Consider the following 13,549-nt stretch of genomic DNA (forward strand, 5'->3'; position numbering starts at 1 on the left):
TCCCCGAGGCCGCTCAGGGGGTATCTTGCCGGTCAGGCCGGGCTCGACCGACAAGACACCCCCTGAGCCTGCCCCGCCGCTGCGCCCGGAACCGAAGACCGCAGCCCCCTCCTCCCGGGCGGCGGATCGGAGTAGGGTCGGGCGACATGGATGAGCTGCGCGTGGCCGTGATCGCCAGCCTGGCCCCGCTCGAGGATCTGGACACCGACCCCTTCGTCGTCGACACCCGGAGCCAGCACGCCATGTGCGCCCGCTGGGCCGCCGACCAGGGCTACGTCGTGACGAGGGAGCTGCTCTTCTACGGGCTGCGCGCCGACCACTGCGGGCTCTGGTGCGATGTCGACGCCGGGCAGGTCGACCTGTTCGTCGCCCCCAACCACCGGGTACTGGCCTGTGCGCTGCGCTCCGTCGAGGAGTTCACCGCCGAGTGCGAGCGGCGCGGCGTACGGCTGGAGACCGCCGGGCTCGCCGAACCGCAGTACACCTCCGCCATGAAGGCCGAGGTGCACCGCCGGCTGTCCATGCCGACCGCCGGATATGACGGCACGTAGCAGCCCCACTCCCGCCCCGCGCCCCGGCGCCGCCGCCCGGCCCGGCCGCCGCACCCCGCCGCGCCCCGGCTCCCGGCGCCGCGCCTTCCGTACGTCCGTGCGCCACCCCTGTCACCCGGCCTCCTCCGCCGCCCTGTGCGACGCTGGAGCGTGCGGCGCGGCCGCGCGCGGGGCGCGGGTCCGGGGGAGACACGAGGCGGTACGGCGTGTGGCGAGGACGGTGGCGGACCACGGGCAGCGCCCTGGCGCGGGTGATCATCGTCTGGGCGGTGTCCACCCTCACGATGCTCGCGCTGGCCGGCATCCTCCCCGACTTCCGGCTGCAGTCCGGCGACGGCGACAGTGTCACCGAGATCGGGCTGACCGCGGCCTGGGGCGCCGGGGCCTTCGGCCTGCTGAGCGCGCTGGTGTGGCCGGTGCTGGTCCGGGCGCTGCTGCTGGTGCCCGCCCTGGTCCTCGGCCTGCTCGTCTTCTTCCTCAACGGCTCGCTGCTGCTGCTCGCCCTCAGCCTGATCCCGTCCGGCCGCGGCGAAGTGGCCCCGGAGACCGCCGTGGTGGTGGCCGCGGTGATGTCCGCCGTCGCCTCGGCGACCTCCACCGCGCTCGCCGTACGCGACGACGAGGCGTACCGGCGCAGGCTCTACCGACTCGCCGACCGCCGCCGCCGGCGGATGCGGCACAAGGGCGCGCCCGGTGGCCGGGAGACCGCCCCCGGACTGGTCTTCCTCCAGCTCGACGGGGTCGGGTACGAGGCGCTGCGCCGCGCCGCGGGCAGCGCCCTGATGCCCACGGTGGCCGGCTGGCTGGACGGCAGCCACCGCATCACGTCCTGGCGCACCGACTGGTCCAGCCAGACCGGCGCCAGCCAGCTCGGCATCCTGCACGGCTCCAACTTCGACGTGCCGGCCTTCCGCTGGTACGAGAAGGACACCGGCGAGGTGGTGGTCTGCAACCGGCCCACCAGCGCCGCCGAACTCCAGCGCCGGGCCATCACCCGCACCGGCGACGGCGGGCTGCTCACCCTCGACGGGGCGAGCCGCGGCAATCTGTTCAGCGGCGGCGCCGACCAGCTGGCCCTCGTCCTGTCGGTCTCGGCGCGGCGGGGCCGGGCGAACCGCTCCCGCGCGGGCTACTTCGCGTACTTCTCCGACCCGGCCAATGCCGTCCGCACCGCACTGTCCTTCGTCGCCGAGGTCGCCCGGGAGCTCGGCCAGTCGCTGCGGGCCCGGCTGCGGGGGGAGCGGCCGCGGGTCGCCCGGGGCGGGCTGTACCCGCTGATCCGGGCCTTCGCGACGGTGGTCGAACGGGACGTCGTGGTGGCGGCGGTGATCGGCGACATGCTCGCGGGGCGTGCCGCGATCTACGCGGACCTGGTCGCCTACGACGAGGTCGCGCACCATTCGGGGCCGCAGGGCCGGGACACCGACCAGGTGCTGGCCCGGCTCGACCGGAGCCTCGCGCTGATCGCCCGCGTCGCCGAGCACGCACCCCGGGAGTACCGGATCGTGCTGCTGTCGGACCACGGCCAGAGCCCGGGGGAGACCTTCCTGGGCCGCTACGGGCTGACGCTGAAGGACCTGGTCCGCGCGGGCTGCGGGCTGCCGGTCTCCCGCCGGGCCGGGCGCACCCGCAGCGGCGCCGAGGCCCGCGCGGCGGTGCTGGCGGCCCTGCACCGGCCGGTGGAGGAGGGCGCCGAGGCCCACCCCGAGCGGGGCCCGAACCCGGTGGTGCTGGCCTCGGGCAACCTCGGGCTGATCTCCTTCCCGGACATGCCGGGCCGGGCCTCGCGGGCGCGGATCGAGCAGGCGCACCCCGCTCTGCTGGCGACCCTGGCCAACCACCCGGGCATCGGGTTCCTGCTGGTGGACGGGCAGGTACTGGGCCCGGGCGGGGCGGCGGCCCGCCTTGACGAGCCCGGTGCGGCGGAGGAGCTGCTGGCCCGGTTCGGACCGGGCGCGGCGCAGGCGGTCCGCCGGACCGACGCCTTCCCGCACGTGGCCGACGTCATGGTGAACTCGGTGTACGACCCGAGGACCGGGTCGGTGCACGCCTTCGAGGAGCAGATCGGCTCGCACGGAGGCCTGGGCGGGGAGCAGGGGCACCCGTTCCTGATGTGGCCGACGGAACTGTCGGAGCCGGAGCCCGGCCTGGTGGGCGCGGAGGCGGTGCACGAGGTACTGCGGCGCTGGCTGCGGGAGGCGGACGGGCCCCAGGTACCGCTGACCGCTTTGACGGAGGATCCACGGCCGGAGCGGTCCGTCGGCGGAACGTTTCCTTCCGTTGGGGTGCCCGTGCAGGACGAAAATCGCTGATTTGGTACGGCTTTTGGTGTGCCCGACGATATGTCGACCTGTCCAGCATATGAAACACCCGAGGCGTACCACCCGTGAGCTCCACCCTGCACGCTCCTGCCCCCACCCGGACACCGGGCGACCCGACACCGGCCGAGGAGGCGGCGAGCCCCCACGCGCGCCGCTTCGGCCTCCCGATCGCGACCTGCCTGGTCATGGGCAACATCATCGGCGGCGGGATCTTCCTGCTGCCCGCCTCGGTGGCGCCCTTCGGCACGATCAGCCTGCTCGCCTTCGGCGTGCTCACCGCCGGTGCGATCGCCCTCGCCCTCGTCTTCGGCCGGCTCTCGCAGCGGCTCCCGCAGACCGGCGGCCCGTACGTCTACGCCCGCGCCGCGTTCGGCGACTTCGCCGGCTTCCTCGCGGCCTGGAGCTACTGGATCACCGCCTGGGTCTCGAACGCGGCCCTCGCCGTGGCGGCCGTCGGCTACATCACCGTGCTCTTCCCGGCCGTCGGGGAGCACAAGGCGGCGATGTGCCTGGCCGCCCTCGCCGTGCAGTGGCTCCCGGCGCTCGCCAACCTGGCCGGCACCCGCTACGTCGGAACCGTCCAACTGGTGGCCACCGTACTGAAGTTCGCCCCGCTGCTGCTGGTCGCGGTGGGCGGGCTGTTCTTCTTCGACCCGGCGAACCTCGGCCCCTTCCAGGCCACCGGCCAGAGCCCCGTCGGCGCGGTCTCCGCCGCCGCGGCGATCCTGCTCTTCAGCTACCTCGGCGTAGAGTCGGCCGCCGTCAGCGCGGGCGAGGTCCGCGACCCGGCCCGCAACGTCGGCCGGGCCACGATCCTGGGCACCGCCGGCGCGGCCGCCGTCTACCTGCTGGGCACCCTCTCCGTCTTCGGCCTGGTCCCCCACGAGAAGCTGGTCTCCTCCGAGGCCCCCTTCACCGACGCCGTCAACGGGATGTTCGGGGGCACCTGGGGCGGCACCCTCGTCGCCTGCGCGGCCGTGATCTCGATGCTCGGCGCCCTCAACGGCTGGACCCTGCTCAGTGCGCAGACCCCGTACGCCGCCGCCCGCGACGGGCTCTTCCCGAAGGTCTTCGAGGCGAAGAAGCGGGGCGTCCCGGTGGTCGGCGTGCTCGTCACCGTCGTCCTGGCCTCCGGCCTGACGATCTACAACTACACGCTGGGCTCGGACGGGGTCTTCGAGGTCCTCGTCCTGGTCACCACCTTCACGGCGACCGTCCCGTACCTGCTCTCCAGCGCCGCGCAGATCTACTTCCTGCTCTCCGGGCAGTCCGAGCGCGTCCACCGCGGCCGCCTGGTCCGCGACGGCGTCCTCGCCGGCCTGGCCTTCGGCTTCTCGATGTGGCTGGTCGCCGGCTCCGGCTACGCGGCCGTCTACCAGGGCGTCCTGTTCCTCTTCGCGGGCGTCCTCGTCTACGCCGCGATGTCCGCCCGAAAGCACCGAGCCGGGCACCGAGCCACCGCCTGACCTGCGCGGTAGTTTGGAATGAGAGGAAACGAGAGGACAAGCAGGGGGCAGTGAAGGGGTCGCCATGTCCGCGATCAGAGAAAGCATCGACATCTCCCGCAGTCCCGAAGACGTCTTCGACTACGTGACGGACCCCACGCACCTGCCGGAGTGGCAGGACAGCGCCGTCTCCGCCCACCCGCTCGACGGCGCACCCCTCCACGTCGGTTCGAAGGTCAAGGTCACCCGGCGCATGGGCAAGCGGGAGTTCCCGATGACCATGGAGGTCAAGGAGCTCGACCCGCCGCGCAGCTGGCGCCTGCACGGGCTCGACGGACCCGTACGCGGGGATGTGCGCGGGACCATCGAACCCCTCGACGGCGGAAAGCGCTCGCGCGTGACCCTCGACCTCGACTTCGAGGCCCACGGAATCGGCAGGGTCATCGCACCGCTCGTGGTCAAGCCGTACGCCCGCAAGGAGATGCCGCGCAACGAGGAGAAGCTGAAGCACCTGCTGGAGCACTGAGGCACCCGGCAACCGCCCTGCGGCGGAAAACCTCCGTCGAGGAGGTCTACGACCGCATCGCCGCCGACCTGCGCCGGCAGCGCCGGCTGTAGACCCCTGCGCGGCAAGGGCCTCGGGGACCTCCTGGGCGAGCCGCTGCCCCACGCGGGCAGCCTCCCGTACACAGACCTGGACGATTTCTACCGGCGCGGCCTCGTCCAGGGCTTCGACCTGCACGCCTGCGGGGAGCGCGGACTGCTGCCCGCCGGACTGGTCCAGGAGATCCGGGCGCCGGCCCACCCGCCCGTGCCCTGGGACGCGCAGCTCGCCCGCTGGTGGTACGCGGAAGCCCGCGACGTACCGGCGGCACGCGTCGTGTTCTGCGACGCGGCGCCGTACGAAGCGGGCTATCTGCCCCCCACCGAAATCGCGGGGCGAGTAAAGGAGCGCGGGCGGGGCGGGACCGTGCTCCAACCCGCGATCGACCTGCTCCGGCGTGCGGAGGACTTCCCTCCGCAGGCCCCGGTGCTGGTGATCACGGACGGGTGGTGCGACACCCTGCGGATCCGGCGCGAGCACGCCTGTCCGGTTCCGCAGGGTGCTTCCCTGCCGTTCACGCCCCGGGGCCGGTCTTCCGACTGGCCTGAGGGCGCGGGCCGGCTTAGTCCGGGCTTAGTCCAGGTAGTCGCGCAGCACCTGCGAACGCGACGGGTGGCGCAGCTTCGACATGGTCTTGGACTCGATCTGGCGGATGCGCTCACGGGTGACCCCGTACACGCGGCCGATCTCGTCCAGGGTCTTGGGCTGGCCGTCGTTCAGGCCGTAACGCATCGAGACGACGCCCGCCTCACGCTCGGAGAGCGTGCCCAGGATCGACTGCAGCTGCTCCTGGAGGAAGGTGAAGCTCACCGCGTCGGCCGGGACGACCGCCTCGGAGTCCTCGATCAGGTCACCGAACTCGCTGTCGCCCTCCTCACCCAGGGGGGTGTGCAGGGAGATCGGCTCGCGGCCGTACTTCTGGACCTCGATGACCTTCTCGGGGGTCATGTCGAGTTCCTTGCCCAGCTCCTCCGGAGTGGGCTCCCGGCCGAGGTCCTGGAGCATCTGGCGCTGGACGCGCGCCAGCTTGTTGATGATCTCGACCATGTGGACGGGGATGCGGATGGTGCGCGACTGGTCGGCCATGGCACGCGTGATCGCCTGCCGGATCCACCAGGTCGCGTACGTGGAGAACTTGAAGCCCTTGGTGTAGTCGAACTTCTCCACGGCGCGGATCAGGCCGACGTTGCCCTCCTGGATCAGGTCCAGGAAGAGCATGCCGCGGCCGGTGTAGCGCTTGGCCAGCGAGACCACGAGACGGAGGTTGGCCTCCAGCAGGTGGTTCTTGGCGCGGCGGCCGTCCTCGACCAGGATCTCCAGCTCGCGCTTGAAGGCGGGCTTGTGGTCCTCCTCCTCTTCGAGCTTGTACTCGGAGAAGAGGCCCGCCTCGATGCGCTTGGCGAGCTCGACCTCCTGCTCGGCGTTGAGGAGCGGCACCTTGCCGATGAGCTTGAGGTAGTCCTTGACGGGGTCGGCGGTGGCGCCGGCCACCATGACCGTCTGCGCCGGGGCGTCGTCCTCGTCGTCGTCGGACAGGACGAAGCCCTGGGTGCCGCCGGGCTTGGGGGCCTCCTCCTCGGCGTCGTCGGCGAGGTCCTCGGCGGCCCAGTCCTCACCCTCGGCGGCCGGGGTCTCGCCCTCGTCGGCATCCTTGGCGCCGGTCTTCTTGGCCGCGGCGGTCTTCTTCACCGCGGTCTTCTTCGCGGCGGTCTTCTTGACCGTCCGCTTCTTCGGCTCGGCGACGGCGTCGGCCGCCACCTCGTCCTCGGTGGCCGCGGCCGGCGAAGCGGATATCGCCGACGCGGTGGCGGTGGCCGGGCTGGTGGCCGAGGCCTTGCGCGCACCGATGGGGCGCGGCGCGGCGGCCGCCTTCTTGGTCACGGTGCGGGCAGGCGCGGCGGCCGCCTTGCGGGGCTTCTTCGCGGCAGCCTTCGTGGCGGGGGCGGCGCTGACGTGCAGCGCGACACCCTCCTCGTCCAGGACCTGGTTCAGGCTGCGCAGGACCCGCTTCCACTGGTCCACCGGGATGCGGCCGGCCTCGAAGGCCTGGCGCACGTCGTCACCGTTGATGTGACCCTGCTCGCGGCCGCGCTCTACGAGCGCGACGAGGGCCTCCGATTCGGCGATCTCCGGAGGGAACGTACGGGACGGGCTGAGCGACACAAGGAGCCTCTCGTTGCGAACAGATAAGGAGTGGGCGGGACATCATCGCGCGAACTCGGGAAACAGACCCGAGGGGGGTCTGTATTCCGGGGCCGCGCGAGGACACCTGTCGGTTCATCGCATGCCCGAGTCGATTCGTTACGCGCTGAATTGAGTGACCTGCGCCACGCTGTGGGCGCGCAACCGATCGGCCGTGGATCCGTCCGCGTCTCCGCGGCCTTTCCCGTCAGCCCGTTTTGCGGGCTTCGATGAGGAAACGGGCGGTATGCGCCACGAACGGACCGTCGCGTTCGATCTGTTCGTGGAGCTCGCGCAGCCGGTCCCGGTACTGCCCGACCGTGAAGCCGGGCACCATCCAGATCACCTTCCGGAGAAAGTAGATCACGGCTCCGATGTCGTGGAACTCCGTACGCAGTCTTTCGGAGCGCAGAGCGACGACCTCGAGGCCGGCCCGGGTGGCGTCTGCGCCGGCGTCGTCGGGGTGCCGGGCGCGCCGGACCTCCTCCGGCTGCGCGCCGAGGAAGTACTCGACGAGCTCGAAGACGCTCGCCGGTCCGACCTGCTGCGAGAGGTAGGTGCCGCCCGGCGTCAGCACCCGCGCGATCTCCTCCCACCAGATGGTCACCGGGTGCCGGCTGGTCACCAGCTCGAAGGCGTCGTCGCCGAAGGGCAGCGGCGGCTCGTCGGAGTCCGCGACCACCACCGCGCCCAGCGGGTGCAGCAGCCGCGTCGCCTTCTCGATGTTGGGCGGCCAGGACTCGGTGGCCGCCGTCAGTGGCGGCAGCGGACCGGACCCGGCCAGGACCTCGCCGCCGCCGGTCTGGATGTCCAGCGCGGACCGGACCCGGGCCAGGCGCTCGGCCATCAGCCGCTGGTAGCCCCAGGAGGGGCGCTGCTCGGTGGCCCGGCCGTCGAGCCAGGAGAAGTCCCAGCCGTCCACGGAGACGGACTCGGCCTCGGCGACAAGATGGTCGAAAGTGCGCGTCATGCACTGATCGTCCCAGGTTGGACGCCCGGCATCCACCGGATTGGTCGACTACAGTGGTCGGCGGGCCGTGACTGGCGTTCGGGTGGATCACCACCGGGGAGCGGCCCGGCGTACCGCGCACTCCGGTACGTCGACTGCCGCGCGCCTGGGCGAACCGCGATCCGCAGCGACGTTCAGGAGACCCCGTGACGACTGCCCAGACTGCCACCGCCCGTGCCCGGCTGATGGACGGCACCGCCCTCGCCCGCCGCATCTCGGAGCAGACCGCCGTCCTCGCGGCGAAGATCACCGAGCGCACCGGTACCGCTCCCTGCCTCGCGACCGTGCTGGTCGGCGAGGACCCGGCGTCCGTCACGTACGTACGGATGAAGCAGAACCGTTGCGCCAAGGCCGGGATCACCTCCCGCCACGTGGAGCTGCCGGCCGAGACCACCACCGAGGAGCTCGTCGCCGCCCTCACGGCCCTCTCCGAGGACCCGGAGATCAGCGGCATCCTGCTGCAGCACCCCGTCCCGCACCACATCGACGAGCGCGCCGCCTTCGAGGCCATCGCCCCCGGCAAGGACGTCGACGGCGTCACCATGCACTCCTTCGCCGCCATGGGCTTCGGGCTGCCGGGCTTCGTCTCCTGCACCCCCGGCGGGATCATGCGGCTCCTCGCCGAATACGACGTGGACCTGACCGGCAAGCACGCCGTCGTCGTCGGCCGCAGCGCGATCCTGGGCAAGCCGGCCGGCATGCTCCTGCTGGAGCAGAACGCCACCGTCACCTACTGCCACTCCCGCACCGTGGACCTGCCCTCGATCGTGCGCCAGGCCGACGTGCTGGTCGCCGCCGTCGGCAAGGCCGAGTTCATCCGCGGCGAGGACATCAAGCCGGGCGCCGTGGTCCTGGACGCCGGCTACAACGAGGGCAACGTCGGCGACGTCCACTTCGAGTCGGCCGCCGCCCGTGCCTCGCTGATCACCCCGGTCCCCGGCGGCGTCGGCCCGATGACCATCGCCGTCCTGCTGGAGCAGACCGTGCAGGCGGCCGCCGCCCAGGCGGGGCTCGCGCTCGCCGAGCTCTGATCCGCCCCGCACGCGCACGGTGAACGGTGAACGCCCCGGGCCCTTCGGCCCGGGGCGTTCCGCATCCCCGGGTGTCCGATTTCCTACACCCGCCACCGGCGGCGCGACCGGTGCGCCGCCGCCCCGCCGGGCGCGGTGCAGGGCGGGGTGCAGGGCCGGAGGCCCGACGTCCTGAGGCAGCCGACTCGGTCGTCGCGGCGGTGCGGTGGCGGCGTTCCCCGGCCGTTCTCACCAAGCGCCTCAAGGGACCCACGGATGCGGAGCACCCGGCCGAGGAGCCGGCGAACCGGTTCACGCAGCAGCCTGACGGAGGCCGGGGAGGGGGCGGTATGTTTTGCGCGGGGCGCGCGATGACACGTGCAACACGTTTCCTGGGGGAACTGCTGATGGACCTGTTCACGCCACTGGAGCTGCCCAACGGGACGGCCCTGCCGAACCGCTTGGCGAAGGCCGCCATGGAGGAGAGCCTCGCCGGGTCCGGCCAGCTGCCGGACGAGCGCATCGAACGGCTCTACCGCCGCTGGGCCCAGGGCGGCGCCGGGCTGCTGATCACCGGGAACGTCATGGTCGACCGCCGGGCGCTGACCGCGCCGGGGACGATCGTCCTCGACGCCAGCTCCCCGCTCGGCCCCTTCCGCCGCTGGGCCGAAGCCGCGTCCTGCGGCGGCGGCCGGGTCTGGATGCAGATCAACCACCCCGGCCGGCAGGTCGGCTCGGAGATGCCCGGCACGGCCTGGGCGCCCTCCGACATAGGGGTGAGCCTCGGCAGGCACACCAAGCGCTTCGCCCGCCCCACCGCGATGAGCGAGGCCGACATCGAGGCCACCGTCGCCCGGTTCGCGGTCACGGCCCGGCGGGCCGAGGAGGCCGGCTTCGACGGGGTGCAGATCCACGCCGCCCACGGCTACCTCCTCAGCCAGTTCCTCTCCCCGCTCGTCAACCGGCGCACCGACCGCTGGGGCGGCAGTCTGGAGAACCGGGTCCGGCTGCTCACCGAGGTCGTCGGCGCCGTCCGCGCGCAGGTGGGCCCCGGCTTCGCGGTCGGGGTCAAGCTCAACACCGCCGACTTCCAGCGCGGCGGCTTCGACACCGAGGAGGCGGCGCAGGTCCTCGCGGTCCTCGGCGGCCTCGGCGTCGACCTGGTCGAACTGTCCGGCGGGAGCGTCGAGAGCCCCGCGACCCTGGGCCGCACCGCCGATCTGCGGACGCTGGAACGCGAGGCGTACTTCCTCTCCTTCGCCGAGCAGTTCCTGGGCTCGGCCACGATGCCGCTGATGCTGACCGGGGGGATAGGCCGCCAGGCGACCGCGCAGAAGGTCCTGGAGCGCGGTGTGTCCGTGGTGGGGCTCGCCTCGGCCCTGGCGTTCCGCCCCGACCTGCCGGCCCGCTGGCGCGCCGGGGAGGACGTACGCGTGACGGTGGAGCGGCTGCACTGGAAGGACCGGGACCTGGCCGGCGCCGGGCTGCTGGCCTTCGTACGCTTCCAGCTGCACCGGCTGGCCCGCGGCCTGGAACCGCGCCCGGAGGCCTCCCCGCGGGCGACGTTCGCCCTCGACCAGCTCCAGCACTGGCGCAGGGTGCGGGCGTACGGAGCCTGGCTCGCCCGCAACCCCGAGCCCGAGGACGCCCTCGCCGGCTGACGCCGACCTCCGCGCGGGCCGCTCACAGGGTTGCCGGGTCCCGCCGTACGGCCGCCACGATGGGGGAGGCGCGGAACTCCCGGGCCAGTGCCGCGAGCGGCCGGGAGTCCAGCCGGTGCGGCTCGGGCAGCCCCTGATCGGCCTCGGCCGGGTGCTCCCCGGCGCCGTCCGCGTCCGCCGGGACGAGAGCCTCGGCGGCTTCGGCGGCCTCGGCTGCCTCCCGGCGCCGGCAGGCCGCGGCGAGCATGGCCGCATCGGCCACGACCGAAGCCTGCGACTCGCACATGCCCTGGCCGAGCGCGGCCTCGTACGCGGCGCCCCGTACGGCCGGGTCGAACCAGCGGCCCAGCGCCAGGATCCCGTCGTCGATCACCGACTCGCGGTGGATCAGCCGGATCCCGATCGGCGACCACCAGGTCAGCGGCACGGTCGTCACACTCGACGCGGCGAACCCGCGCAGCGCCTTCCACAGCGGGTGCAGCCGCCGGTACCGGCTGAAGTCCCGCCAGGCCGCCGAGCCGCCGACCAGCGGCACGATGAACCCCGACCCCACCATCAGGGCCGCCGCGGAGGCGAACGGCGGGGCCACGTACGTCGACAGACCGTCCCAGTCGCGGCCCGCCCAGCGGGCGCCCACCGCCGCCCACTTCGTGACGAGGTAGCCCAGGTCCAGCAACCCGCCGAGCACGATCAGGGCCAGTCCGGTGCGCAGCGGACGCAGCGAGGGGCGCACGCGCAGCAGCCACTTCCAGCACAGCACGGTGAGCGTCGAACTGCCCACGGTGTGCGCGAGCAGGTAGCAGACGATCATCTCGCGCAGCCACGGTGTGTTGGCGTAGTACGTGTCCAGGTCGCGCAGCCGCTCCACCGGCGCGTCGCCGATCGCGAAGAGGACGACGATGAGCAGCGTGACGGCGCCGAACGCGGCCACCGTCAGCCGGGTCGCCCGCCGGACGACCGCAGGCGGGCCGCCGCCCCACTGCAGGACCAGCACGATGCACGACCCCGAGAACGCGGTCAGCACGCTGTACACCAGCGGGGCGGAGAAGTTGACGATGCCGGTGAGCCGGTTGACCGCGGAGATCGTCGGCGGAGCCGCCAGGAACATGACCATGCAGCCGACGACGAGCAGGGTGCACACGGCCCGCATGAGCGGCTGGTCCCAGCCCCGGCGCAGGGTCGGCGCCTTGATCAGCAGTGCCAGGATCATCACCGATCCCGGTACGTACAGGATGAGACCGTCGGTCATCGCGCCTGGCCGACGGGACCGACGGGACCGACCGGGCCCACGGGGTCGGCCGGGCCCGCCGGGTCGACCGGGCCGGACCCCTGGTCGAGCTCCGCGACGGCCCGCTCGGCCGCGGTCAGCGGCGGCGCCTTCAGCGCGCCCCGGTCCGAGGCGCGCAGCACGTGCCAGACCACCGAGGGGCGCAGCCAGGACGTGGGCGGGCTGCTCATGGTGATGACCTGGAGGAATGCGGCGGTCAGCGCCTCCCGCGTGGTGGCCCCGGTCATCAGCCGGCTGACGTACGCGTTGAGCATCCCGGCGCCGGCCCGCGGCTTCATGCCGGTGGCCCCGGGATACAGGATGTCCTGCGAGGTGGCGAGCTCCCAGGCGGTGGCCACCTGCGGGACGAGCGCGCGCTGCGCCTCACGGCCGAAGCCGGGATGGGCGAGGCCCTTGGCCCGCAGCAGGGCGCGTACGGCCAGCAGGCCCTGGGCGGCGACCGTCATGCCCTGTCCGTACAGCGGGTTGAAGGTGGCGACGGAGTCGCCGACGGCGAAGAAGCCGTCGGGCAGGTCCGCCTTCTCGAAGTAGACCCTGCGGTTGGCTGTGCCCTGGGTGACGGCGACGTCCGTGAGGGGCTTCCTGCCCTCGAGGAGCTCGCCGACGACGGGATCGCGGATGCCCTTGGCGAACGGGATGAACTGCTCGGGGTCGCCGGTGGGCTGGCCGCCTCGGGTGCCGGACAGGGTGGCCTGCCACTGGCCGTTCTCGATGGGCACGATCGTCGCCGTCTGCCCGGGTACGTGCACCCGCGGATCGGACTGCACGTTGACGATCGGGAAGCCCATCTCGTGGGCTCCCGCGGGGGCTTCGAAGATCCGGGTCGCGTACACCAGGCCGGAGTCGACCTGGGCCTGTCTGATCCCGCCGACCCCGAGTTCACGCAGCCAGGCCCGGGCCCGGGAGCCGCGCCCGCTCGCGTCCACCACGAGGTCGGCGGTCAGCAGCCGGCCCGCCTCGCCGGGGGTGTCGACGCGGACGCCGGTGACGCGGGCCGCCGTACCCTCCAGGGCCTGTACGCGGCTCTGCTGGAGCGTGGTGACGCCGCGCAGGCCGGTCACCCGGGCGCGGACCACCGAGTCGAGGAGGTCGCGGCTGCACGAGATGTTGAACTGCTTCTCCCCGCAGCGCGGGATCCAGCCCTGGGCGGTCTTGGTGACCAGGTCGGTGGGCAGGCTGCGGCGGATCGCGCCCGCCGCCGTCCAGTCGTCGGTGATGCCCGGGAGTATCTTCTCGATGGCGCGGGCCCCGCCCGACCACATGACGTGGACGTGCCGGGCCTGCGGCAGTCCGCGCCGCGGCGCCGGGCTGTCGGGCAGCGTGTCGGCGTCGATGATCGTGACCGTGGCGTGCTCGGCGAGCACGGCCGCAGCGAGCAGGCCGGCCATGCTGCCGCCGATGACGACGGCGTGGCGGGGCGGGGAAGACTGGGTCATCGAGGTGCTCTCTGTCCAGGGCCGTGCGAGGGCAGCGGCACGT

The 13,549-nt window shown here is 72.9% G+C and carries 10 protein-coding genes, 1 pseudogene and 1 riboswitch; of the genes and pseudogenes, 7 read left to right on the plus strand and 4 right to left on the minus strand.

Annotated features, from left to right (window positions below; translation table 11 throughout):
- The first annotated feature begins 146 nt into the window (after positions 1-146).
- The 5 genes and pseudogenes from AB0M76_RS05000 to AB0M76_RS05020 form a co-directional block, all read left to right on the plus strand.
- A complete protein-coding gene (locus tag AB0M76_RS05000) occupies positions 147-551 on the plus strand; it encodes a hypothetical protein (protein WP_365951570.1) in 405 nt (134 codons plus the stop codon).
- Positions 552-757: 206 nt separating this feature from the next.
- Positions 758-2,863: a phage holin family protein gene (locus AB0M76_RS05005; protein WP_365951571.1), complete on the plus strand. Its 2,106-nt coding sequence runs from the start codon at positions 758-760 to the stop codon at positions 2,861-2,863.
- Positions 2,864-3,039: 176 nt separating this feature from the next.
- Positions 3,040-4,338 (plus strand): amino acid permease, encoded by a 1,299-nt coding sequence (locus AB0M76_RS05010; protein ID WP_365951914.1) that lies wholly within the window; start codon positions 3,040-3,042, stop codon positions 4,336-4,338.
- A 64-nt stretch (positions 4,339-4,402) separates the two neighbouring features.
- The gene (locus tag AB0M76_RS05015; RefSeq protein ID WP_365951572.1) at positions 4,403-4,843 is read left to right on the plus strand and encodes an SRPBCC family protein; all 441 of its coding nucleotides are present in this window, start codon (positions 4,403-4,405) and stop codon (positions 4,841-4,843) included.
- Positions 4,844-4,875: 32 nt separating this feature from the next.
- Positions 4,876-5,449 (plus strand): annotated as a pseudogene (locus AB0M76_RS05020) (hypothetical protein); the annotation flags it as partial.
- Positions 5,450-5,494: 45 nt separating this feature from the next.
- On the opposite strand, the gene AB0M76_RS05025 reads toward AB0M76_RS05020, so the two are convergent.
- Complete coding sequence (locus AB0M76_RS05025; protein WP_365951573.1) at positions 5,495-7,084, minus strand: RNA polymerase sigma factor; 1,590 nt, start codon at positions 7,082-7,084, stop codon at positions 5,495-5,497.
- 226 nt (positions 7,085-7,310) lie between these two features.
- The gene (locus AB0M76_RS05030; protein ID WP_365951574.1) at positions 7,311-8,072 is read right to left on the minus strand and encodes a methyltransferase domain-containing protein; all 762 of its coding nucleotides are present in this window, start codon (positions 8,070-8,072) and stop codon (positions 7,311-7,313) included.
- A gap of 57 nt (positions 8,073-8,129) precedes the next feature.
- Positions 8,130-8,230: riboswitch (ZMP/ZTP riboswitch) on the plus strand.
- A 66-nt stretch (positions 8,231-8,296) separates the two neighbouring features.
- Between AB0M76_RS05030 and AB0M76_RS05035 the strand changes: the two genes are divergently transcribed.
- Both AB0M76_RS05035 and AB0M76_RS05040 read left to right on the plus strand, forming a co-directional pair.
- Positions 8,297-9,142 (plus strand): bifunctional 5,10-methylenetetrahydrofolate dehydrogenase/5,10-methenyltetrahydrofolate cyclohydrolase, encoded by an 846-nt coding sequence (locus AB0M76_RS05035; RefSeq protein ID WP_266999729.1) that lies wholly within the window; start codon positions 8,297-8,299, stop codon positions 9,140-9,142.
- 350 nt (positions 9,143-9,492) lie between these two features.
- Positions 9,493-10,782: an NADH:flavin oxidoreductase/NADH oxidase family protein gene (locus tag AB0M76_RS05040; RefSeq protein ID WP_365951575.1), complete on the plus strand. Its 1,290-nt coding sequence runs from the start codon at positions 9,493-9,495 to the stop codon at positions 10,780-10,782.
- Positions 10,783-10,804: 22 nt separating this feature from the next.
- On the opposite strand, the gene AB0M76_RS05045 is transcribed toward AB0M76_RS05040, so the two are convergent.
- Together AB0M76_RS05045 and AB0M76_RS05050 are read right to left on the minus strand one after the other, a co-directional pair.
- The gene (locus AB0M76_RS05045; protein WP_365951576.1) at positions 10,805-12,031 is read right to left on the minus strand and encodes an MAB_1171c family putative transporter; all 1,227 of its coding nucleotides are present in this window, start codon (positions 12,029-12,031) and stop codon (positions 10,805-10,807) included.
- Positions 12,028-13,506, minus strand: coding sequence for a pyridine nucleotide-disulfide oxidoreductase (locus tag AB0M76_RS05050; RefSeq protein ID WP_365951577.1), 1,479 nt, complete (start codon positions 13,504-13,506; stop codon positions 12,028-12,030). Before AB0M76_RS05050 ends, AB0M76_RS05045 begins: the two co-directional genes overlap by 4 nt.
- Positions 13,507-13,549 lie beyond the last annotated feature (43 nt).

Source organism: Streptomyces sp. NPDC051364, assembly GCF_040682115.1.
Taxonomy (GTDB): domain Bacteria; phylum Actinomycetota; class Actinomycetes; order Streptomycetales; family Streptomycetaceae; genus Streptomyces.

Coding starts and splice junctions, on each gene's coding strand:
- AB0M76_RS05035 (WP_266999729.1), top strand. CDS start 8,297: ATGGACGGCACCGCCCTCGCCCGCCGCATCTCGGAGCAGACCGCCGTC.
- AB0M76_RS05040 (WP_365951575.1), top strand. CDS start 9,493: ATGACACGTGCAACACGTTTCCTGGGGGAACTGCTGATGGACCTGTTC.
- AB0M76_RS05045 (WP_365951576.1), bottom strand. CDS start 12,031: ATGACCGACGGTCTCATCCTGTACGTACCGGGATCGGTGATGATCCTG.
- AB0M76_RS05000 (WP_365951570.1), top strand. CDS start 147: ATGGATGAGCTGCGCGTGGCCGTGATCGCCAGCCTGGCCCCGCTCGAG.
- AB0M76_RS05030 (WP_365951574.1), bottom strand. CDS start 8,072: ATGACGCGCACTTTCGACCATCTTGTCGCCGAGGCCGAGTCCGTCTCC.
- AB0M76_RS05050 (WP_365951577.1), bottom strand. CDS start 13,506: ATGACCCAGTCTTCCCCGCCCCGCCACGCCGTCGTCATCGGCGGCAGC.
- AB0M76_RS05015 (WP_365951572.1), top strand. CDS start 4,403: ATGTCCGCGATCAGAGAAAGCATCGACATCTCCCGCAGTCCCGAAGAC.